At 66.5% G+C, this 19,949-nt stretch carries 21 protein-coding genes and 1 pseudogene; 7 read left to right on the forward strand and 15 right to left on the reverse strand.

Going from position 1 to position 19,949, the window contains the following annotated elements; all coding sequences use genetic code 11:
- Positions 1-648 (reverse strand): DUF222 domain-containing protein (locus ACR2JI_RS12690; protein ID WP_526390431.1); only part of this gene is annotated, 648 nt, incomplete at its 3' end.
- A 129-nt stretch (positions 649-777) separates the two neighbouring features.
- On the opposite strand from ACR2JI_RS12690, the gene ACR2JI_RS12695 reads away from it, so the two are divergent.
- Positions 778-1,398, forward strand: coding sequence for a heme-binding protein (locus ACR2JI_RS12695; RefSeq protein WP_526390433.1), 621 nt, complete (start codon positions 778-780; stop codon positions 1,396-1,398).
- Here ACR2JI_RS12695 and ACR2JI_RS12700 read toward each other — a convergent pair whose 3' ends face one another.
- Entirely contained in the window at positions 1,399-1,791 is a 393-nt protein-coding gene (locus ACR2JI_RS12700; protein WP_526390435.1) for a hypothetical protein, read from the reverse strand. It lies immediately after the preceding gene.
- 90 nt (positions 1,792-1,881) lie between these two features.
- On the opposite strand from ACR2JI_RS12700, the gene ACR2JI_RS12705 reads away from it, so the two are divergent.
- Positions 1,882-2,538, forward strand: a complete 657-nt coding sequence (locus ACR2JI_RS12705; protein WP_526390437.1) for a M15 family metallopeptidase — start codon at positions 1,882-1,884, stop codon at positions 2,536-2,538.
- A 248-nt stretch (positions 2,539-2,786) separates the two neighbouring features.
- Positions 2,787-3,518: pseudogene (locus ACR2JI_RS12710) on the forward strand (PE-PPE domain-containing protein); the annotation flags it as partial.
- A gap of 355 nt (positions 3,519-3,873) precedes the next feature.
- Here ACR2JI_RS12710 and ACR2JI_RS12715 read toward each other — a convergent pair.
- Both ACR2JI_RS12715 and ACR2JI_RS12720 read right to left on the reverse strand, forming a co-directional pair.
- Positions 3,874-4,731 carry an alpha/beta fold hydrolase gene (locus ACR2JI_RS12715; protein WP_526390439.1) on the reverse strand — a complete coding sequence of 286 codons (858 nt, stop codon included), beginning with the start codon at positions 4,729-4,731 and terminating at the stop codon, positions 3,874-3,876.
- Positions 4,728-6,254, reverse strand: coding sequence for a flavin-containing monooxygenase (locus tag ACR2JI_RS12720; protein ID WP_526390441.1), 1,527 nt, complete (start codon positions 6,252-6,254; stop codon positions 4,728-4,730). The genes ACR2JI_RS12715 and ACR2JI_RS12720 overlap by 4 nt, the downstream gene beginning before the upstream one ends.
- Before the next feature lie 98 nt (positions 6,255-6,352).
- Here ACR2JI_RS12720 and ACR2JI_RS12725 point away from each other — a divergent pair, with 98 nt between their 5' ends.
- Positions 6,353-7,012 (forward strand): TetR/AcrR family transcriptional regulator, encoded by a 660-nt coding sequence (locus ACR2JI_RS12725; protein WP_526390443.1) that lies wholly within the window; start codon positions 6,353-6,355, stop codon positions 7,010-7,012.
- Here the strand turns inward: ACR2JI_RS12725 and ACR2JI_RS12730 are convergent.
- The 11 genes from ACR2JI_RS12730 to ACR2JI_RS12780 all read right to left on the reverse strand — a co-directional run bounded on the left by ACR2JI_RS12730 (position 6,933) and on the right by ACR2JI_RS12780 (position 18,338).
- Positions 6,933-8,597 (reverse strand): WS/DGAT domain-containing protein, encoded by a 1,665-nt coding sequence (locus tag ACR2JI_RS12730; protein WP_526390445.1) that lies wholly within the window; start codon positions 8,595-8,597, stop codon positions 6,933-6,935. The genes ACR2JI_RS12725 and ACR2JI_RS12730 overlap by 80 nt on opposite strands.
- A 67-nt stretch (positions 8,598-8,664) precedes the next feature.
- Entirely contained in the window at positions 8,665-9,753 is a 1,089-nt protein-coding gene (locus ACR2JI_RS12735) for an NAD(P)H-dependent amine dehydrogenase family protein (RefSeq protein ID WP_526390447.1), read from the reverse strand.
- Positions 9,750-10,739 (reverse strand): Rieske 2Fe-2S domain-containing protein, encoded by a 990-nt coding sequence (locus tag ACR2JI_RS12740; RefSeq protein WP_526390449.1) that lies wholly within the window; start codon positions 10,737-10,739, stop codon positions 9,750-9,752. Before ACR2JI_RS12740 ends, ACR2JI_RS12735 begins: the two co-directional genes overlap by 4 nt.
- A gap of 15 nt (positions 10,740-10,754) precedes the next feature.
- Positions 10,755-11,381 (reverse strand): M15 family metallopeptidase, encoded by a 627-nt coding sequence (locus ACR2JI_RS12745; RefSeq protein WP_526390471.1) that lies wholly within the window; start codon positions 11,379-11,381, stop codon positions 10,755-10,757.
- Between the two features lie 201 nt (positions 11,382-11,582).
- Complete coding sequence (locus ACR2JI_RS12750) at positions 11,583-12,485, reverse strand: hypothetical protein (protein WP_526390451.1); 903 nt, start codon at positions 12,483-12,485, stop codon at positions 11,583-11,585.
- Between the two features lie 216 nt (positions 12,486-12,701).
- Entirely contained in the window at positions 12,702-13,382 is a 681-nt protein-coding gene (locus tag ACR2JI_RS12755; protein WP_526390453.1) for a response regulator, read from the reverse strand.
- Positions 13,379-15,049, reverse strand: coding sequence for a sensor histidine kinase (locus tag ACR2JI_RS12760; RefSeq protein WP_526390455.1), 1,671 nt, complete (start codon positions 15,047-15,049; stop codon positions 13,379-13,381). Before ACR2JI_RS12760 ends, ACR2JI_RS12755 begins: the two co-directional genes overlap by 4 nt.
- 21 nt (positions 15,050-15,070) lie before the next feature.
- Entirely contained in the window at positions 15,071-16,498 is a 1,428-nt protein-coding gene (locus ACR2JI_RS12765; protein WP_526390457.1) for a condensation domain-containing protein, read from the reverse strand.
- A 299-nt stretch (positions 16,499-16,797) separates the two neighbouring features.
- Entirely contained in the window at positions 16,798-17,184 is a 387-nt protein-coding gene (locus ACR2JI_RS12770; protein ID WP_526390459.1) for a DUF2237 family protein, read from the reverse strand.
- Positions 17,185-17,292: 108 nt separating this feature from the next.
- Positions 17,293-17,739 (reverse strand): nitroreductase/quinone reductase family protein, encoded by a 447-nt coding sequence (locus ACR2JI_RS12775; RefSeq protein WP_526390461.1) that lies wholly within the window; start codon positions 17,737-17,739, stop codon positions 17,293-17,295.
- 209 nt (positions 17,740-17,948) lie between these two features.
- Positions 17,949-18,338 carry a PPOX class F420-dependent oxidoreductase gene (locus ACR2JI_RS12780; protein WP_526390463.1) on the reverse strand — a complete coding sequence of 130 codons (390 nt, stop codon included), beginning with the start codon at positions 18,336-18,338 and terminating at the stop codon, positions 17,949-17,951.
- A gap of 131 nt (positions 18,339-18,469) precedes the next feature.
- Here ACR2JI_RS12780 and ACR2JI_RS12785 point away from each other — a divergent pair, with 131 nt between their 5' ends.
- The 3 genes from ACR2JI_RS12785 to ACR2JI_RS12795 form a co-directional block, all read left to right on the forward strand.
- On the forward strand, positions 18,470-18,901 hold the full coding sequence (locus ACR2JI_RS12785) for a winged helix-turn-helix transcriptional regulator (protein ID WP_526390465.1): 432 nt from the start codon (positions 18,470-18,472) through the stop codon (positions 18,899-18,901).
- 119 nt (positions 18,902-19,020) lie between these two features.
- Positions 19,021-19,203: a hypothetical protein gene (locus ACR2JI_RS12790; protein ID WP_526390467.1), complete on the forward strand. Its 183-nt coding sequence runs from the start codon at positions 19,021-19,023 to the stop codon at positions 19,201-19,203.
- Positions 19,204-19,396: 193 nt separating this feature from the next.
- The coding region (locus ACR2JI_RS12795; protein ID WP_526390469.1) for a zf-HC2 domain-containing protein at positions 19,397-19,949 on the forward strand (553 nt) is incomplete at its 3' end.

Consider the following 19,949-nt stretch of genomic DNA (forward strand, 5'->3'; position numbering starts at 1 on the left):
ACGCTGCCGTTTCGTACGCGAATCAGCACGGCACACCGTGGAAGCCAGCTGATCCAACCGCCGATCCAACGCCGCGGCATCCGGAGCGCGCACCGCACCCCAGAAATCCGCCAACCCATCCCGCGACGGACCGATCTCCACGTGACGGTCTTCATCGGAATCCCGCGCCGCCCGCTCCGCTGCAGGATCAAAGTGGCGGACCCATCGATCCACCAGTTCCACGACCCTGTTCCTCGACAGGGCGTTCCACCGCGGCGCCGCGGCGGCAAGTTTCGCATCGATGGCCGCAAGCACCTCGGCATCGGTGATCAAACCGGTGCGGAACACCGCCACCGCGATCACCCGGAAATCGACCTCGCCGGCCGCCATCGCGGCGCCGAGCTTCGGCAACTGCTCCAGCAAAGCCACCCCGTAGTTCATCTGCGACGAGGCCCGCGCCCGGCTGATACCCAGCTCGGCACTCACTTCCGCCGCGACGGCCTCCCAGTTGTCGATGCACCAGTTCAACCGATCCATGCCATCACGACCAGCCATCCGCACCTGACACAACCTTCCGGCCGCCAACAACCGCCGGGCCACCGCCGCCCGCTCGGACCGCTGGGCTTCGGTCATCTCCGACAACAGCCCGGGCACATCTGAGTCGAACATACCTTCGATTCTAGGGAGCCGGTCCGACAAAAATGTGCTCTCGCCAATCACACTCCTGAGCGGAGGGCCCCTCGCCGAATCATCACCGGGAGCCACAGCGGGATAATCGAGGCAAGGAGAGGACGCAACATGCTGAACAAGATCGTCGGAGTGCTGGGCCAGGTCGCCGAAGCCGGCGGGTCGATCGTCGGTATCCGGAGCGGCACCGAGGAACCTGCCTTCACCCTGGAACGCCGGATCGGTGATGTCGAGATCCGCCAGTACGGGCCGCGGATCGCGGCTGAGACCACCATCGACGCCGATGAGGAAGCCTCCCGCAACGAGGGCTTCCGTCGGCTGGCGGGCTATATCTTCGGCGGCAACACCGGCCGGACGAAGATCGCCATGACCGCCCCGGTCGCCCAGCAGAGCGAGAAGATCGCCATGACCGCCCCGGTGGCGGCCCAGCGTGACGCGGACGGGCGGTGGGTGATCCGCTTCTTCATGCCCTCGGAGCACTCGCTGGACAGCCTTCCCACGCCCAACGATGACCGGGTACGACTGGTGAGCGTCGCGCCCGAGCGGGTGGCCGTGCTCCGATACGCCGGCCTGCCGAACCCCCGGGCGGTGGCGGCGAAGGCCGAGGAGTTGCTGAAGACACTGCGGGACAACAGGATCGAGCCCGCCGGGGATCCGCTGAGCTGGTTCTACGACCCGCCGTGGACGCTGCCGTTCCTGCGCCGCAACGAGGCTGTGGTCAGCCTCGGCTAGCTAGGGCGTCGACTCCACCGAAACCGGGTGCGGAGACATCCCCGTCGTCGGTGCGTCCATCGGACGCTGGGCGATCAGGAGCAGCGCCTGGGACATCGTGACGTCCTGGTTGCGCACCGCGTTCCAGATGTCGCGCAGGTAACTCAAGTTGCGGTGTTCGGGCTCGATCTGGGTGGTTCCGGGCGGCAGGCTGTCCGGACTCGGCAGGTGCGGCACCCCGTCCGGCGGAACCACCGAGGATGCGGTTGTTGCGGCGACGACCTCGGCCTGCGGGGCCGGGGGGGCATCAACCGGTTCCGCCAGCGCCTGCGGGGCGGCCCACACGGCCACGGCAGCGCCCAGTGCGGTGATGCCCACCGGTATCCGCGACCCGGTGCTCAGTGCACTGCGCATGTCGACCCACCTCCGCCGGAAACCGCGCCTATGCCGGTCTATCCGACGGTGGGCGTATTCCGTTACATCGCGGACGGGGACAATGAACCTATGCGCACCCACCTGACGGCCGCTCTGGTCGCCACGGCTGTGGTGGCGGCGCCGAGCGCGTACGCCGCCCCGGACCCCGCGGTGCCACCGGTCTCCCCGCAGGCCCGCGCCGCCGGTTTCATCGATGTGCGCTCGGTGGTACCGGACGCGATCGTCGACCTCCGCTATGGGTCCGCCGACAACTTCGTCGGTGCACCGCTGTATCCGGCCGGTGCCCGCTGCCTGGTGCACGAATCCCTGGCGCCCGGATTGACGACGGCGGCAGCCGCCCTGGCCGCCCAGGGCGCGACGTTGGTGTTCTGGGATTGCTATCGCCCGCACGAGGTTCAGGTGCGGATGTTCGAGGCGGTGCCGAACCCCGCCTGGGTGGCCAGGCCCGGCCCGTACGCGCGCAGCCATGAGAGCGGACGGTCGGTGGATGTGACCATCGCCCGCGGCGGCCGGCTGATCGACATGGGCACCGACTTCGACGACTTCTCCCCGCACGCGACCGCCTACGCGACCGACGGTGTCACCGCCCAGCAGCAAGCCAACCGGGCTGTTCTGCGCACCGCGATGGCGACCGGCGGACTGACGGTGTACTCCGGTGAGTGGTGGCACTTCGACGGCCCCGGCGCAGGCGTGCCACGCGCCATCCTCGACGTTCCCGTCAGTTAGCTCGCAGCGCGGTTGCCCCCGTTCTGACCATTGAGTTGGTAGGTTCAGTGGGTTATCTGGAGGCCGACCAAAGGCGGATCACGATGGGCGCTGGGTACCGCAGCGGTATCGCGGCTCTGCTGACCGCCGCCGCGCTCGCGACCGCCCAGTCCGGCTGGGCGTCGACGTCGCTGTCGATGGGCGGCACCTTCAACCCGCTGGAAGTGCCGCCGCAACCGTCGGATTGGGTCGGCTACTACATCGACACCATGAACGACAAGTACGTCACCGGCACCGGCCTGTGCGCCGCGGCGTGCACCCGGGTGGGCGTGTACACCCCCGAGACGATCGGCTGGCTCAGCGGCCCGCGCACGCCCAGCTTCGACGACTCGGTTGCGGCCGGGATGGCCAATCTGGACGCCTGCATCCGCGGCAGCGCGTGCATCCAGACGCAGCCGCCCTACACCCGCACCGCGACCGCTGCACTGACCGATTCCTCCTACGTGGTGTTCGGGTACTCCCAGAGCGCGACGATCGCGAGCAACGAGAAGATCACCCTGATCGCCGATCCAGCGACCGCAACGGTGAACTTCGTGATGCTGGCCAATCCGAACCGGCCCAATGGCGGGATCCTGGCACGGGTGCCCGGGTTGTTCATCCCCTTCCTCGGGGTGACGTTCAACGGTGCGACGCCGACCGACTCACCGGAATCGGCGCCTTTGACAACCGTGGATGTGGCGGGACAGTACGACCTGATGTCGGATGCCCCCACCAACCCGTTCAACGTTCTCGCGTTGGCCAACGCGATCGCCGGGTACTACTTCGTGCACCTGGAACCGTTGCGGATCGGCACACCGGAATTGCAAGGGCAGTACCGGGATTCGACGTACTACCTGATTCCGACGCCGACGCTGCCGATGTTGACGCCGGTCGCCGCCCTGCCCCTGATCGGTCCGCTGATCGCTGCTCTGCTGGACCCGCCACTGCGTGTGCTGGTCGAGACGGCCTATGACCGCACCATCAATCCGGGCACACCGACAATGGCCAATCCGCTGTACTTTCCCGACCCGATCACGACGATCGTCGACTTCGTGACGGCCATCCCGACCGGCTGGGATAACGGGATCGCCTATCTGAGCGATGATCCGGCGAACCGGCCGTTCGGTACCACGGTGCCGGGTGCCTACGGGGTCGGCGGTCCACCGGTCTACGCCGGAGCAGTCGACCCCTACGGACCACCGGTGCCCTACGACAAGACCGCGGCGGCGGCACCGGCCGCCACCCCGAGAGCGACACCGCTGCGACACAGGGCTTCGGCACCCACGCAGACGCGACGCACGCACGCAGGGCCTGAGATCAGCCGGTTTGGGTCACCCTCGCCAGAAAAGGCAGCAGCAGATCGGCGAACTCATCGGGACACTCGATCTGTGGCATATGCCCCACCCCGGGTAGCAGGTGGGTCTCGGCGTGCGGGAGCACCCGCCGGGCTTCATTGAGGTGATGGGCCGGTAGCACGCGGTCGCGCTCTCCCCACATCACCAGCGTGGGCCGCGGATGCAGGGCGGCGAAGGCGGCCAGTTGCCGGCGCCAACCGGGTTTGACCCCGCGAGCCGGTGTGCCCAGGGCGACGGCGGTCTCGCGCAACACCGACCCGGAGTGCGGTTGTCGTCCGATCGCCAGCGCATGGTCGATCCGCGCCTTGGTGGCCAGTGCCGGATCGGCGAAGATCGTCCGTTCCAGCAGTCGCGCGCTCGCGCGGGTGGGCCGACGTGTACTCAACTGTCCGAGGCCGGGCACCGTCAGCATCCGCAGCAGCATGGTCACCTCGCGGCCGAAACCGGCGGGATCGACCAGCGTCAAGCTGGCGACCCGCTCAGGCCGGTTGGCCAGGGTCTGCAGAGCGATCGCCCCGCCCAGTGAGTTACCGACGACATGCAGCGGCCGGGTCTCGCCGAGTGCGTCGGCGGCGCCCAGCACCCCTTTGGCGAAGGCGGACAACGTGATCGGGCCGTCGGGCCGGTCGGAGAATCCGAAACCCGGCACGTCCACGGCGATCACGCGATAGTCGGCGGCTAGCCGCTCGTACTGCGGATCCCAGTCCTCCAGGCTGCGGCCGATGCCGTGCACCAGCAGCACCGGCTGGTTGTGCTGGTCACCATCGACCCGCACCCGGACACGTCGGCCGTCCACCTCGATGAAGGCAGGACGGCTCATGCCCGGGCCGCTCCGGCGGTCGCAGTCGAGTGGGCGACCGAGGAGAACCGCAGTGCGGCGTCCTCGACCGGGCCCTTGCGCAGCCGCGCGCGATCGGCCTTGAAGTTCATCTCCACGGTCCACGGCCCGCTCGTTCCCTGCTGCGGGAACAGGTCGATGGCGCGGGTGATGTAGCCGGCCGGGAAGTCCAGCATCGGTCGCAACTCGATGGACGGGTCGTCGCAGACGGGTACCACGGCGTTGTAGCCGTGCTGATCCATATAGGACATCAGTCGGCACAGGTGCTCGCAAACCAGATCGACTTTGAGCGTCCAGGACGAGTTGGTGTAGCCGAAGGCGAACGCGAGGTTCGGCACACCCGAGAGCATGAAGCTCTTGTAGACCACGGTGTCGTGCGGATCCTTGGCCTCGCCGTCGACGGAGACTGCGATCCCGCCGAACGGGAGCAGCTTCAGGCCGGTGGCGCTGATGATGATGTCCGCCTTCAGTTCCCGGCCCGACTCCAGCAGGATGCCGGTCTTGGTGAAGCGCACGATCTTGTCGGTTACCACCTCGGCCTTGCCCCTGGAGATCGCCTGGAACAGATCGTTGTCCGGCACCGCACACAGCCGCTGATCCCACGGCTTGTAGGTCGGGCTGAAATGGGTGTCGATGTCATAGCCCTTGGGCAGCGCCGCGGCGTTGAAGGCGCGGATGATGCGCTTGGCGATCTTGGGATGGTTCTGCCCGAGGTTGTAGATGAACCGCTGCCGGCCCTTGTTCAGCTCGCGGGTGACCTTGTAGGCGGTCTTCTCCGGCAGGATCTTCCGCAGACCGTTGGCGATCGGATCCTTCTTCGGCAGCGGCATCACGTAGGTGGGCGAACGCTGCAGCATGGTGATGTGGGCGGTGTCGCCGGCCATCGCCGGAATCAGGGTGACGGCGGTGGCACCGCTGCCGATGACGACGACGTGCTTGTCCTTGTAATCGAGATCCTCGGGCCAGAACTGCGGGTGCACGATGGTGCCCTCGAAGTCCTCTTCACCGTCGAAGTGCGGCCGGTGACCGGCCGCGTAGTCGTAGTAGCCGGTCGCGCCGAACAGCCAGTTCGCGGTGACCTGCCACTGCTTACCGTTGCGCTCGAGGGTCACGGTCCACTGCGCGGTGTCGGTGTCGAAGTCCGCCCGGATCACCCTGTGCTGGAAGTAGATACGCTTACCCAGACCGTCCTCGTCGACGACCTGATGCATGTAGTTGAGGATTTCCTCGGCGCTGGCGATCGCGTTGTCCGACGTCCACGGCTTGAATTCGTAACCGAAGGTGTGCAGATCGGAGTCCGATCGGATACCCGGGTAGCGGAACAGGTCCCAGGTGCCGCCGATGGTGTCACGGCCGTCGACGATCGCGAACGAACGGCCGGGCTGCATCGTGACCAGGTAGTGGCCGAGCCCGATCCCGGAGATGCCGGCGCCGACGATCAGGACGTCGACATGGCCGGCCAACGGTTCGGTGGGGCGCGCCTTGTTGAGCGTGGTGACGGACATTTTCGGACTCCCGATTCACGAGCGCTGGTCTAAACACTAACAATGTTATATTTTTGCCCGGAGCTGTCAAGGGATTCCCGGGCGAAAGGACGACGTCGGTGACGACCGCGAGTGTGACCCGCCGGGTGCCGGTGCAGGAACGCAGCCGCCAGACGGTCACCCGCATCCTCGACGCGGCCGCCGCCATCGCCGACGAGCAGGGCATCGACGCCGCGACCACCCGCGCCATCGCCGACCGCGCCGGCGTCTCCTACCCCTCGCTGTACAGGTTCTTCCCGGACCGGGAAGCCATCCTCGGTGACCTCCTCGAGCGGCAGTGCGCCGAACTCGATGCCCGCTGCGTCCAGGCCGAGCAGACCTGGAAGATCACCTCTGTCGCCCAGTTGCTCAACAACGAGATCGACCTGCATGTGCACTACTACCAGGAGCACCCCAGCACTGCGCGCGTCTGGATGGGCGGACGCACCTCGCCGGCGGTCACCGCTTACGTCCGGGCCCGCATGCAGGCGCTCGCCGGCCGCCTGCACACGATCCTGGTCGACGCCGGACTGATCCCCGCCGACACCGATCCCCGCGCCATGCTGGTGGCCGTGGAGATGGCCGACCGCATCCTCGAACTGTCCTATCGGGACGGCTATGACTTCGATGAATCGATCCTGGCCATCGGCCGTCGCGCCCTCATCGCTTTCGGTCGCGACCTCTCCCAGGGCCCTTCCCAGGTCCCTGCCAAGGACCCCGCCCCGCACCGCCCCAGGTGATCTGCATGAGATCGGCGCCCGGTGTGGCGTCGACCAACCGGGCGAATGCGCCTGAGAAACCATCGACGATCGTCTCGTGGTCGGGGACAAGCTTTGTGTCACAGGCGATTCCGACGGTCACCTCTCCGTCGTAGCTGTAAATCGTGAAGCTCATCGGCTGATCACCCGAGACCGGCGCCCACCCGACCATGCCGTCGACCAGACTGCCGGCGAGATACACCGGCATCGGCGGCCCGGGCACATTCGTCAGTGTTCCCAGTGTGCGGTTGGCAAACAGATCCACCGAAGCCTCGTACAGGCTTCTGCTGAATCCGGCGATGGTCTCCTGCAACCGGAACGCCACCGCCGCCTCGTGACCGAGCTTGATGCGGTCCATCCGGCGCTTGGCCGCCTCCAGCACCTTGCCGGCGTCGGGTTCGTCGGTGGGCAGTTCCAGTTGGACCAGGGCGAACTCATTGCCGAGGGTGTCGGGCAGCGTCAGATCGAGCGGCTTGAGGTTCACCGGAACCATGAAGGTCACCGAAGCGCAGCGCGCGTCGTGGGCCTTGAGGTAGTCATGCAGCGTGCCGGCCACGGTGGCCACCAGCACGTCGTTGACGGTGCAGCGGTTGGCCTTGGCGACCGCCCGGATGGCCGGCAGCGATAGCGGCTCCGACCACGCCACGCTCTTCTCGCCCCCGGCCGGACCGGTCCAGATGGTGGCGTCGTTGCGGGTGCCGATCAACAGCTTGCGCAGGGTGTCGACGTCGCCGGGCGCGGACGAGAACACATCGACGATCGAGCCGCCGCCGGGCAGCGCCGACCGCACGGTCTGGGCCAGGGCGGCACCGGTCGCCTGGACCGTATTCACCAGTGTGTCGCCCGCTCCCAGCGGGTTGCGCAGCGCGAACCGGCCCATCCGGCCGGCCTGCTGGAGCACCTGCGGGGCATCGGCCAGACCGCCGACCGCACCTGCCACCCGGGAGATCGCGGTCCCCGCAGCGCGGGTCGCTTCGGCCGCGGTGGCCCTGACCCGCTGGGCCAGCGACTGTCCGGGCGGATGCGGATGGGCACCCTGCTGAGTCACCGCCGGCGCCATGATCGGGCCGCCCTGCGGCGTCGCGTCGAACATGCTCATCGACAGCTGCACCATCCGCATACCGTCGGCGATGGCATGGTGGCTGCGCAGGATCATGGCGCTTCCGCCGCGATAGCGCTTGACCCAGATCGCCTGCCACAGCGGCCGATTCCGATCCAGCATCTCGGTGCGATGCGCACCCACCAGCTCCTGCAGAGCACGCGGGTCGTTGGGCTTCTTCAGCGAGATGAGCGCGACGTGATTGTCGAAATCGAAGTTCTCGTCACGCTCCCACCACCAGGAGCCGTCGTCGTCCCTGACCGCCAGACTGCGGAATACCGGGTAGCGGTCGAGTAGCCGTTCCTCGACGACGGCGCGCACCTTGCCGAAGTCCAGCGGCTGCGCCGTCCACACCACCGAGTCGACCACCATCAGATTGTTGGGGCGATCCATCTCCAGCCACAGTGCGTCCTGGACGCCTAATCGTCTCCGCGCGTCCTGAACGCCCAGCCGGCGCCGCTCTTCCATCTCCCCATTCTGCGGTTAATCACGCGCCGCCGATGCCGTTCCGCTCGAAGCCATCCGTGACCTGGGACTATCGGTGGTTATGCGACTTGAAGCGGCCGGCAAAGCCCCGCAAGGGGACATCGGCACTGGTGAGCAATCCGGGCGGAGCGGCCACCACCGCTTTGACGGCGTGGAGGGCGGGCATACCGGTGACCGTCATGCCGATGGAGGCGAACGACGACGGGTCGGACAGATCGATGCCTGGCTTGGGGAAGATCATGTGCTTGTTGTAGATCTGCGGGTCGCCGATGATCTGAGTGATGTAGCAGCCCTTGATATCCCAGTGCGGCTCGGTGTGCGGGGTCATCTGCCATTCCAGATGGGTCTCGATCTTGGGAACACCACCGATCAGCCCCTGGTACTTGATGTAGTTGGCGCCCAGCGATCCCTTGGGCAGCTGATACCAGCCGAGGTCGACATCTTCGGTGCAGGCGCCGAGTTCGTAGCCGAACTTCACCTCGTCGAGAGTGAGGTCGAAACAGTCGGCCATCAACAGCACGCTGTCGGCGAATACCCGGGTGTATTTTTCCAGCATTCCGGGCAGATCCGGATGGTCGACGGGTAGTCCGTAGCCGACTTCCTTCCAGGTGTCTGCCGAGTGGTGGCAGGACACGTCGACGGACTCGATGGTGGTGACGTTCTCGATCTCGGCGACGTCGATCGAACACACCACCCCCAGGATCTGGTTGACACCGGGATTCATTCCGGTGCCGTAGAAGGTGGATCCACCTCTCTCACAGGCCTCTTGGAGCAGTTGGGTGACCGGCTTACCGCTGGCGTGCGGATGGTTGGTGTCGCGGTGCCAGCCGGTGATCCAGTCCGCGGTGGTGACGATGTTGATCCCCGCCTCCAGCACCCGGACGTACAGGTCCTCGTCGGGGAAGACGCCGTGGAAGGTGAGCACGTCGGGCTTGGCGGCGATGATCTGATCGACGGCCCCGGTGGCTTTGACGCCGACCGGACCGATACCGGCGATATCACCGGCATCTCGGCCGATCTTGTCCGCGGTGTAGCAGTGCAGACCGACCAACTCCAGGTCCGGGTGGGCGCTGATGCGTTTGATCATCTCGGTGCCGACGTTGCCGGTGGCGACCTGGAAGACGCGAACCTTGTTCATATGCCTGCACTTTCGGGATAGAACCGGCCGGCCCACTTCCGGAATGTGGTGAAGCTCTCGGCCTCTGAGGGCGCCAGTGCCGGGTTTGCGCGATAGCGCTGGTGTGACCAGATCTCGATGTCCGCCGCGAACTGATCGATCACCATCTGCCCGAATGCCGTTGCCCTGTCACGGGTTTTCGGGGAGTCGTCTCCGGGGATGCGGCCGATGTAGACCATGAACCGGACGTCACAGCTGTGCTCATCAATCGGGGTGATGGCCGAGACTGTGCGGTTGTCGACCATCCCCCAACTCTTGGTGACGGCCACTCCCAGGCCGGCATTGATCGCTTCGACCCCGCTCTGGACATCGTCGATGGCCTGTCCGTCATCGCCTTCGAAGGTGATGGTGAAGTCCACATACGAGATCGGCCCGGCGAAATCATGCCGGGTGAACAGCGGCACGATCGGCGTCTTGTGCACGTATTTGAAATGCGCGAAATCGACGCCGTTCTCCAGCACGTACTGCGGGTGCAGATGCTCGGCGGGCCGGTAGAGCCGCTGCTGAGGGTAGTAGTCGGCGGCGGTGGCGCCGTCGCCGAATCCGGCAATGACGTCGGGAACGTCGAAGTAGGGCTCGGCGCGGTTGACGTCGTGCCAGATGTACACCGACTCGTTGCACTCGGTGACCGGGTAGGTCCGCATCCGCCGGCCACGGTTGGGCCGCGACTCATACGGGACGCAGACGTTGTGACCCTCGGCATCCCACTGCCAGCCGTGGAACGGGCACTGGATCGTCTCACCCTCGACGTGGCCGCCGTGACCGAGGTGTGCACCCAGGTGTTCGCAGTAGGCATCCATCACGGTCAGCCGGCCGGACCGAGCGCGCCAGGCCACCATGTCCCGGCCGAAGTAGGTCATCCGGTGCACCGCACCGACGCCGATCTCCTCAGACCATGCGACCTGGAACCAGCCGGTCGGGATCATCGACAACGGTGTTCTGGACACTTGTCCAGCCTATCCTCAGCCGACTTCGAAGTGCTGGTAGTCCACCGGGTTGCGCCATGCGCCGCCCCAGCGCCAGCCGCGATCGGTGAAGACGCGCACCGCTGGGGAGTCCGCTCGCAGGATGCCGGGATCGTCGCGGTTGCGGTCGAGGTAGCGGGCCGCGGTCGCCGGCTGCAAATCTCCGCCGGCGGCGAGATAGGGATTGATGAGCGGGTTGACGTCGATCGCCCGGCCGAAGGCGTGCAACGACCATGCTGTGCTGCCCGGCAACGGCCGGCAGTTGAATGCCGAGGTGTTGTTGTCCTGCATGGACAGTTCGTCGTCGGCGCCCCGGTAGTGGTCGACGGTCTGCATCCGCTGGATCGGATAGTTCAGCTGTTGCAACTCGGCGAAGATCGCGATGACGTCCTCGACGACGGTCCGGTGCACCACCAGCGCGCCGCGGCGTGACTGCCCGTCGAAACCGGTGTAATTCAGTTCGACCCGGCGAAGATCAGCCGGGGCCACCGGGCATTCCGGTCGCCAGGTGGCGCCAAGGTCCGCGGCGGTCACCGCGGTCACCGTCGCGGCCGGCGACGCGCTGGTGAGCGGCGCCGGCCAATAGACAGCCAGCGCCGTAGTCAGCGCGGCGATCACGAGCATCCGGTGTCCCATCGCCTTTGATCCCATCACGCCGGTGCGCCTGTCACGGCCTTTGACTCGCGCGATGGGGTGGACGTGGTTGCGGGCCCCGGCAGGGGCTGAAAAAGGTCACGGGCGGCCGCCGGGCCATCCGGGAGCGATTAGCTCACCGGGGCCCAGCGCCCGCCCGTGACCGAGTAACTGACTACTTGGCCTGACTGACTACTTGGCGCGACGCGAAGCGGCAGCAGCCTTCGGAGCATCCTTCGCGCTGGCCGACGAAGCGGCAGCACGCGGGGCCGCAGCAGCCGACTTCACGGCCTTGCGGCCGACGGCGACCGCCTTCGGCGCCGACACCGCGACAGTGGCCACCGAAGAAGCGGTCTGCGGCAGTGCCGCCACGGCGGACGCCGCGACGGTCTTGGCTGCGGCCGGGGTGGCCGGAGCGGCCTGCAGGCCCAGCGAGGAGGTCACGTAGGAGACGATCCCCGCGAGGCCGGTCGCCGAACCGTTGTAGCCGTCGAAGAAGGCGTTGGCCAGCCGGCTTCCGCCAACCCAGACCGGGCCGAGCGGGATCGCCGGGATCATCCCGGTGACGGCCAGCACGGCGGTCTTGATGAACGCGGTGACGTCACCGATCTGGCTGGTGACATAGGCGAGCACGCCCGGTAGCCCGGTGGCCGAACCGTTGTAGCCGGTGTAGAACGCGCTTGCGAGCACACCCTGACCCAGCTGTACCGGTCCGAGGTAGAAGGTCGGAACCCCTGCGGCAAAGGCTTCGACCTCAGCCTGGTTGTTGACCAGGAAGTTGCCGATCATGCCGAAGATGTTGCCGAAGCCGCGGTGGTGATCGCCCTCGTGATCCTCGCCGTCATCGTCGCTGCTCCAGCTCGACGAGCCGACGTTGGAGCTCGACGAGCCGTTGTGCGGGTTGCCCCATCCGTTGCCATTGCCGTGTTCCCACTCATGCTCGGAGTCCAGCAGGGTGAATGCGCTGGACATCGACGGCATCGGGACACTGGCCACACTGTGCGTGATGGGCAGCGCAACGGCCGACGCGACCATCGCGGCGGCGGTGGCCAGACCCAGTCCGCTGGCCATCATCGGCTTCGTTTGGCTGTTCATGTTGGAGATCCCCTTTTGTGTTGCGAACGTTGCTCACTCTTTGCCGAGGTTGGTTCCTCAGCTAATGACTATCTTCTACTCAGGTCCCATTGTCCAGTAGGGACTTTTGGCCTCAGTGGCTGTTTCGGTGGCTACTGCCGGAGATTTGCTCGGAACGCGCAGGTCGTTTGCTGTGGAAATCAATTGACACGTCCGATAACTCCGGCGCGTCGCGACTCACTTCAGCCTCGTGGGCCCCTTGGGTTGCGCGATGAACTCCTGCTCGGGGCGCCCGGTGGTGCCGTAGCGCAGGCCTACCTTGACCTCACCGCTGGTGGCCAGGTTGGCCAGGTAGCGCTGGGCGGTGGCCCGCGATACTCCGATAGCGGCGGCCACCTCGGCCGCCGACAAGGGCGTATCCGCACCGGCCAGCGCCTCGAGGACCAGATCCTTGGTGGGTGACGCGGCGGCGGCCAGCGACTGCTGGGGGGCGACCCGGGGCCGCAGCGCGTCCAGGGCGGCGTCGATGTCACCCTGGCCGAGGTTGCGGCCGGCCAGCATCCGGCGATAGCGGGCATACCCGGACAACCGGGCGGCCAGATCGGCCGGGGCGAACGGCTTGACCAGATAACTCAGCGCGCCGGCCGCGATCGCGGAGCGTACGGTCTCGGCCTCGGTCGCCGCGCTGAGCATCATGGCGTCGCCATGCAGTTCCCGCACCAGGTCGATCCCGGATCCGTCCGGCAGATACACGTCGACCAGGGCCAGGTCCACCGGGGCGGCCTTGCGGGCCGCAGCCAGGGTGTTGGCGGTGCCGACCACGGTGAAGCCGGGCAGTGCCTCGACGATGCCCGCGTGCATGTGCGCGACCCGGAAGTCGTCATCGACCACCAGCACGGTCAGGTCGGCATTACTCATCGCGCCTGCTCGGCCATCACGCTGACCATCACACCCGGCAGTTGGGCCATGAATTCCGCACCGCACAGTTCGGTACCGGGATTGCCCGGTCTGCTCAGCCGGATATCCCCACCCAGTGCGCGGGCGATCTGGCGGGCCAGCGTCAGCCCGATGCCGCGACCGCCGGGGAGATCCGATGCCGGCTTGGTTGAGGTGCCCTCCAGGAAGATCTGATCGGCGAAATCCGGCGCCACACCGTCGCCGCTGTCGGCGACGGTGATGTGCAGTGTCGAATCATCCTGCAGCAGTTCCACTTCCACGATCTTGGCACTACTACTTCCGGTGCGGGCCGCATCGATGGCGTTATCGAGAAGGTTGCCCAGGACGGTGGTCACGTCGACCGGCAGAGCGAGCTGGCCGGGCACCCAGGTGTTCTCCCCGATCCGAAGCGTCACCCCGGCCTCCCTGACGCCGGCCGCCTTGGCCGCCAGCAGCGCCTGAAGGTAGGTGTCCCGGATGGCGTCGATACCGGGCAGCGCCGACCCCAGCGGGCCCGAGCCGAGAAGTTCCTCAAGGTATTGCGAGGCCTCATCGGAGTGCCCGCCGTGCAGCAGTCCGTTGAGCAGGTGCAGCCGGTTGGCATATTCGTGGCGCTGAGCGCGCAGCACGGTACTCATCAGGCGCACCGCATCGAGCTGCTGGGTCAGCGACTCGACGTCGGTGCGATCCCGGATGACGAGCACGGTTCCCAGTTCCTGACCCTCCCGAGACACCGGCCGGGCTGAGACCACCAGGACCCGGTCCCCCACGGTCGCCAGCGTCGGGGTCGGATCGCAGGACCGCAGCACCTCCAGCACTCGCGGGGTGAGTCCGATCTGATCGACGGGTTGCCCTGTGGCGGAACCGATCTCGAGGAGGCGGCGGGCCTCATCGTTGACGAAGGTGGTGTTGCCGTCGGTGTCGGAGGCCAGCACACCTTCACCGATACCGTGCAGGACCGCTTCCTGTGTGCGCACCAGTTCGGTCATCTCAGTGGGCTGGAGGTCCAGCGTCTGTTTACGCCAGCGCCGCGCCAGCAGCAGGGAGAGCACCGCTCCGGTCAGCAGCGCGGGACCGCCGGTCATCAGTGCGGCCCGCAGGTCGCTGTTGAGCAGGCGATAAACCCACGAGGTGGACATGCCGACGCTGACCTGGCCGACGATCCGGCTCGAATCCGGCGCGAACACAGGGACTTTCGCGCGCACGGACGGCCCCATGGTGCCGGTCTGCTGAACGACTTCCTCTTTGCCGGTCAGCGCCGCGTACGGCTCAGTGCTGACCTTCTTACCCAACTCGGCGGGGTTGGGATGGGTCAGCCGAATACCGCTGTCGTTGGTGATCACGACGAACAACGCGCCGGTGGCATGGAGGACTTGGCCGGCGAGCTTTTGCAGATCGCCAACCTCCAACTCGTTGACCGTCGGCAGCTTCGCGTTGTCGCGAGCGACCTGCGCGCGCACCGCAGGGCCGTCGGCGACCACCCGGGCGATATCGAGGGAGCGGACTCCGTACTCGTGGATCAGGCGGCGCTGGCTGACGACCGCCAGCAGAGCGAAGGCGATCCCCAGCGTCAGCGCTACCACCGTCAGCTGCAGCAGCAGGATCTGCGTTGCGAGCCGCAGGTCGATGCGATGCTGCTTTCCGGCCACCCGGAAAGCTTAACGGGCCGACTAAGCAGAATGCGCAAAAGCCTGGTCGGCGAACCCGTCGGCCCAGTCCCCGGCCATCTCAACGGCGCCGAGGAAGGCCGCCCGCAGTGCACCGAGGTACTCGTGCACGGAGTGCCGGCTCTCCGCATTGTCCGGGTAGGACACCGTGGCGATGGTCTGGTCTGCGTTACGCGTGACCCACATATTGATACCGCCGTGCGACAGGTCGTCGATGTAGATCCCGAGCCGACTGGCGTTGGCGTCAGCCAGCTTGCGGAAGTCGAACAACGACACCATCATCGGCCGGCTGGACTGCGGCGCGCCGAGTTCTTCGGACGAGACCAGGTCCAGCGCCCGCTCAAACGGAACGGCCGACAGGTGCTTGTTGGCATCGAAGGACTTCTGAGCCGAGCGGGCCATCTGCGCGAAGTTGCCGTCCTCGACATCCACCGAAACCGGGAACAGGCTGGCGTACCAGCCGGCGCTCAGGGCCTGCGCACCGGTGCGGGTGTCCGACGGGCTGAAGGTGTGGAAGGTCTCGGCAGCGGTGAACTGGTGATCAGCGAGCGCGGCGCAGGCCATCACGCCACCGCTGAACCGCGCACCGGCGGCCCGGCAGGCGGCGTCGAACGCCTCGGTCTGCGCATTGTTGAGCAGCTCGATGGTGATCGCCCGGCCGGCGCCATCGGCGGCGCTGGAGCCAATCTCCAGGGGGAAGCTCGGCCAGTTGCCGTCGGCCTCGTGGGCGAAGTCGGCCCAGTCCTTGATCGCACGCGAGTCCCGGGTCATGGTCTCGACCTGCACGCGCTGCTTGGCGGTGAAGTCGCGGTACCCGGCGGTCGGCGCCAGTGCGGCCGGACGGTCATTCATCAGTGCCTGGTAGGTCTGATTGATGTCGCGGTAGATCAGCACGCCCGACGTGCCGTCGGTGTGCAGGTGGTCGATATTGGCGTAAACGGTGAAGTGATCCGCCTTCTGGATGACACCGAAGGTGAAGCAATCCCACTCCAGGGTGCCCGGAGTCGAGGACTGCACGTGGGTGCGGATCTCGTCCTGCTCCATGAAACCGAGCGCCGCCGGCACGAACTCGATGAGCTCGGGGTCGGCGATGGTCCGGCGGGTGATGATCTCGGCGTCGTCGCCGCTGACCTCGAAGGCGCTGTGGTAGGTGTCGTGGCGACGGACGTGGGCGTTGATCGCCTCGGTCATCACGGCAATGTCGCACCAGCCATCAACGTCCCAGGCGGCCAGGATCAGACGCGGGACCTTGCGGCCCAGGGTCTTGGCGAAGTACGCCGACCGCAGATGCTGCGCCTGCTGAAAGCTCGGCGGCAGCAGATCCTGCTCGGCCTGTGCCATAGCCTCGCGGCTGGCCGAAGACGCCGACCACATCGTCACCGGTCCACGCCCGGGATGCCAGGTGGATCCGATCGAACCGATGGCGACCATGTCGCACTCCTCTACGTTGCGTTACTAACCTTTCGTTGAACGTAGGTGTGGCGTTACTACCCTGTCGCGTTTGTGCTCGCAAACAGCAAAGTGCGCAATATGCGCAGTTTTGCGCATATTGCTCAGAAGGCTCTAAGGGTGCTGGAAGCGTCCCATTTATCGCTCTTGAAGTGGGATTATGTGCAGAATTTCCTGCCAAGATTTTTCTTAGTGACCCGGGTCACATTTGTCTTCCTGTGAGACTTCTCAGGGAGTCCAGCAAACAGTTATTTGCGAATTCGGGGGTTCGGCGACCTGAATCACAGACCGGTTAAGTCATCCGGCACGTCCACCGCATGCTGTTCGAGGACCTCCAGTGGCACCACATCGAGGGTGCGCTGATGGGTGCTGGCCAGCACCACCGGGGCGCCGCAGCCGTCGTCGTGGGCGCGCAGCCAGTTGAGCGCGGTGACGCACCAGCGGTCCCCCGGGACCAGGCCGGGGAACCGGAACTGCGGCATCGGGGTGCTCAGGTCATTGCCGATCGACCGCTGGTGTTCAAGGAACTCGGCGGTGACCACCGCGCAGATGGTGTGCAATCCGCGATCCTCGTCACCGGTCGAGCAGCAGCCATCCCGATAGAACCCGGTCATCGGGTCGGTGCCGCACGGATCCAGCGGGCCACCCAGGACATTGCGATCGGTCATCTGGCCAGTATTGGCTACGTCGGGCGCAGTCGCACTTTCCTATGGCTTACGGGCCAGGACTTGGACGCGCCCCACGGGGATGCGCTCGATCTGATCGCAGGAAGTCGCTCATCCCACATCGGCTGGCCCCTCGCCGGTTGCGGTGAGCCGGATAACCGGGAGTACCCGGTCGGTCTTGTCCTGGTAATCCGCGAAGCGCTTATTCGCGTCGGTGATCGTTTTCCAGGCCCCTTCTCGCTCCGGGCCGTGGAGTTCCTCGGCGTTGACCCGGTGCGGGCGTCCCTCGAGTTCGATGCTGACGCGGTCCGGGTGTGCGCCGATGTTGTGATACCAGGCCGGGTTGCTGGCCGCCCCGGCGTAGGCGGCGATGATCAGCCAGTTGCCATGCCCGTCGGGGATATAGGCCAACGGGGTGCGCCGTTCGACACCGCTCTTGCGCCCCGTGGTGATCAGCACCAATGCCGGCATGGTGCCGAAGGCCTTGCCGGTCTTGCCGATCCGGCCGGCGATGAACCCATTGACCATTTTGATGAGTGGCTTCATCGCGGCAGGCATGCGGGCACCCCGGGTGCCTCGGGGCGTCATGAATGACATGGCTTCACCTGATCTCTCGAGTTGTGGTCTCGCGCAGCACCCCGATGAGCGACCCGAACTTCGGTGTCCGGGTCATCACGGTGTTGCAGTATCCCGAAGCCGGGCGGCACCGGCGCCTGGCCGGGGACCGTCGGCTCCCTGTGCCTGCGTGGCGGCGAAGTCGAAGCCGGTCACGAGGTGACCTCGCGGCGCTCAATCTGCGGGATGCCCTCCCCCGGATCGTTGACGCCCCAACTCCAGATCACCTCGGGGCTGATCCGGAACCGCCGGCCGCCGCCGCTATCTTCGATCCTGACCCGGCCGCGAATCTTGACACCCCGGGGCGTCCAGGGATCCAGCGCAGCGAGATCGTCGATGACCACCGCGGCGCGCGGGTTGGCTCCGATATTGCGGTAGCGGACGGTCTTGGTGATGTCGAAGCCGGCGGTGACGATATCGTCGCGGTCCACCGAGAACGCCACCGTTGCCACGTCGGGCCGCCCGGTCGGCGAAGCAGAAGCGAAACGCATCAGCGGCTGGCCGGCGAGGTAGGCCAATTCCTGTTCGGTGAACGCCGCCACGACATTTCCTCTCGTTCGGAGTACAAAGAATGTGGATACGCACTCCAAGTAACTACCGATGAGCCTTCCCGAGTGCACCACCCACCGCAAGAACGCACCCGAAGGTGCGTGAGGAACTCCCAGGGGTAACCATGACGACCCGCACCGTGACCGTCGCTGACAACTGCGCGACCACCTTGACACCTGACGGACCCCGGGTGGCGGCCGGTGACAGTGCTGAGTGCCGCATTGTGCGCGAGACGCTGAGCCAGCTCGGCGACAAGTGGACCCTGCTGGTGATCCTGTGCCTGAGCGCGGGACCGTTGCGCTTCAACGCGCTACAGCGCGCCGTCGTCGGCATCTCGCACCGGATGCTCACCGTCACCCTGCGCAAGCTCGAACGCGACGGCCTGGTGGCGCGCACGGTCTACGACGAAGTGCCGCCGCACACCGAATATGCGCTCACTGCCCTCGGCGTCAGCTTCACCGAACCGGTGATGGCAATCGCGAACTGGGCGGTCGCCGCTCAGCCGCAGATCGAGCAGAACCGCGAACGCTTCACAGGGGTTCCCTCCTTCGATTAGAGGAGGCCGAATCATCAGACGAATCCTTGAATCACTCGATGTTGCGCACCTCCCGAACCCGGCAATGTGGGTGTCACCAGGCCGGGAGACACCCGGACCGGACCAAGGAGGAGAACATCATGAAGCGTTTCGCAATCTCGAGCCTGCTGGCCGGCGGACTGTTCGCGGGCATGCTGGGAACCGCCGGGGCAGCCCACGCCGACCTCGGCGATCTGATCTGGACCCTGCATCAGCAGCAGCGCGTCTACGTCCCGCACGTCGACAACAGCGTGCACGCCAGCACCACCATCGTGCGCCGCTGATTTCCGCACCGCACATCGGCCCGCGCCCGCCAGGGTGGCGGGCCGATGTATTTTCGGGCGGTCGTCTGGCCACTGCCGTACTGAGCCGACGGGAAGCGGTGCGAACCCAGGCCGGGTCGCTTCGACCATGGATGAGGGCTGCAAGCTGAGCATCCGCTGGAACAAATCGGCCTGTCTGCGCGACTATTGACACATGGACTGCGACACCGCTCGTGAGGCGCTGTCGGCACGTATCGACGGCGAACGCGAACCGATACCGGCCGCCCGGGTCGACGAGCACCTGGCCGGCTGTGAGTCATGCCGCGACTGGCAGGCCGCGGCAGTCGAGCAGACCCAGGCACTGCGCCGACTGGCCGGGCGGTCCCAGCTTGCCGCGGTCCGGCAGCCGAGGACACCGCAGCCGGGCAGGTCGGACGGTGGGCCCATCCCCTGGCGGCGGTGGGCCCTGGGCGCGGTCGGGTTGATCCAACTGGGCCTGGCGACAGCGCAGGGTCTGGGCGCCGATCTGGGTATTCCGCACGCCGCGAATGCCGGGCATGTCCTCAACGAGTCCACCGCCTGGTCGGCAGCCCTGGGCGTGGTGATGCTCGCCGCTGCGTTGCGACCCGTCCATGCCGGGGGCCTGGCCTGGGTGTTGGCCACCTTCGCGGGTTTTCTGGTGCTGTATGAGGTAACTGACACCGACGAGGGTCTGGTCAACTTCGACCGTCCGCTGACCCATCTGCCTGTACTGGCCGGCGCCGTAC

This window comes from Mycobacterium sp. (assembly GCF_051006775.1).
GTDB lineage: Bacteria > Actinomycetota > Actinomycetes > Mycobacteriales > Mycobacteriaceae > Mycobacterium.

Bases quoted from the DNA above. Each gene is read 5' to 3' on its own strand.
- ACR2JI_RS12790 (WP_526390467.1), top strand. From the start codon at position 19,021: ATGAAGCGTTTCGCAATCTCGAGCCTGCTGGCCGGCGGACTGTTCGCG.
- ACR2JI_RS12730 (WP_526390445.1), bottom strand. From the start codon at position 8,597: ATGGAAGAGCGGCGCCGGCTGGGCGTTCAGGACGCGCGGAGACGATTA.
- ACR2JI_RS12755 (WP_526390453.1), bottom strand. From the start codon at position 13,382: ATGAGTAATGCCGACCTGACCGTGCTGGTGGTCGATGACGACTTCCGG.
- ACR2JI_RS12735 (WP_526390447.1), bottom strand. From the start codon at position 9,753: ATGAACAAGGTTCGCGTCTTCCAGGTCGCCACCGGCAACGTCGGCACC.
- ACR2JI_RS12700 (WP_526390435.1), bottom strand. From the start codon at position 1,791: ATGCGCAGTGCACTGAGCACCGGGTCGCGGATACCGGTGGGCATCACC.
- ACR2JI_RS12770 (WP_526390459.1), bottom strand. From the start codon at position 17,184: ATGACCGATCGCAATGTCCTGGGTGGCCCGCTGGATCCGTGCGGCACC.
- ACR2JI_RS12765 (WP_526390457.1), bottom strand. From the start codon at position 16,498: ATGGTCGCCATCGGTTCGATCGGATCCACCTGGCATCCCGGGCGTGGA.
- ACR2JI_RS12750 (WP_526390451.1), bottom strand. From the start codon at position 12,485: ATGAACAGCCAAACGAAGCCGATGATGGCCAGCGGACTGGGTCTGGCC.
- ACR2JI_RS12785 (WP_526390465.1), top strand. From the start codon at position 18,470: ATGACGACCCGCACCGTGACCGTCGCTGACAACTGCGCGACCACCTTG.
- ACR2JI_RS12745 (WP_526390471.1), bottom strand. From the start codon at position 11,381: ATGCTCGTGATCGCCGCGCTGACTACGGCGCTGGCTGTCTATTGGCCG.
- ACR2JI_RS12775 (WP_526390461.1), bottom strand. From the start codon at position 17,739: ATGCCTGCCGCGATGAAGCCACTCATCAAAATGGTCAATGGGTTCATC.
- ACR2JI_RS12695 (WP_526390433.1), top strand. From the start codon at position 778: ATGCTGAACAAGATCGTCGGAGTGCTGGGCCAGGTCGCCGAAGCCGGC.
- ACR2JI_RS12705 (WP_526390437.1), top strand. From the start codon at position 1,882: ATGCGCACCCACCTGACGGCCGCTCTGGTCGCCACGGCTGTGGTGGCG.
- ACR2JI_RS12720 (WP_526390441.1), bottom strand. From the start codon at position 6,254: ATGTCCGTCACCACGCTCAACAAGGCGCGCCCCACCGAACCGTTGGCC.
- ACR2JI_RS12715 (WP_526390439.1), bottom strand. From the start codon at position 4,731: ATGAGCCGTCCTGCCTTCATCGAGGTGGACGGCCGACGTGTCCGGGTG.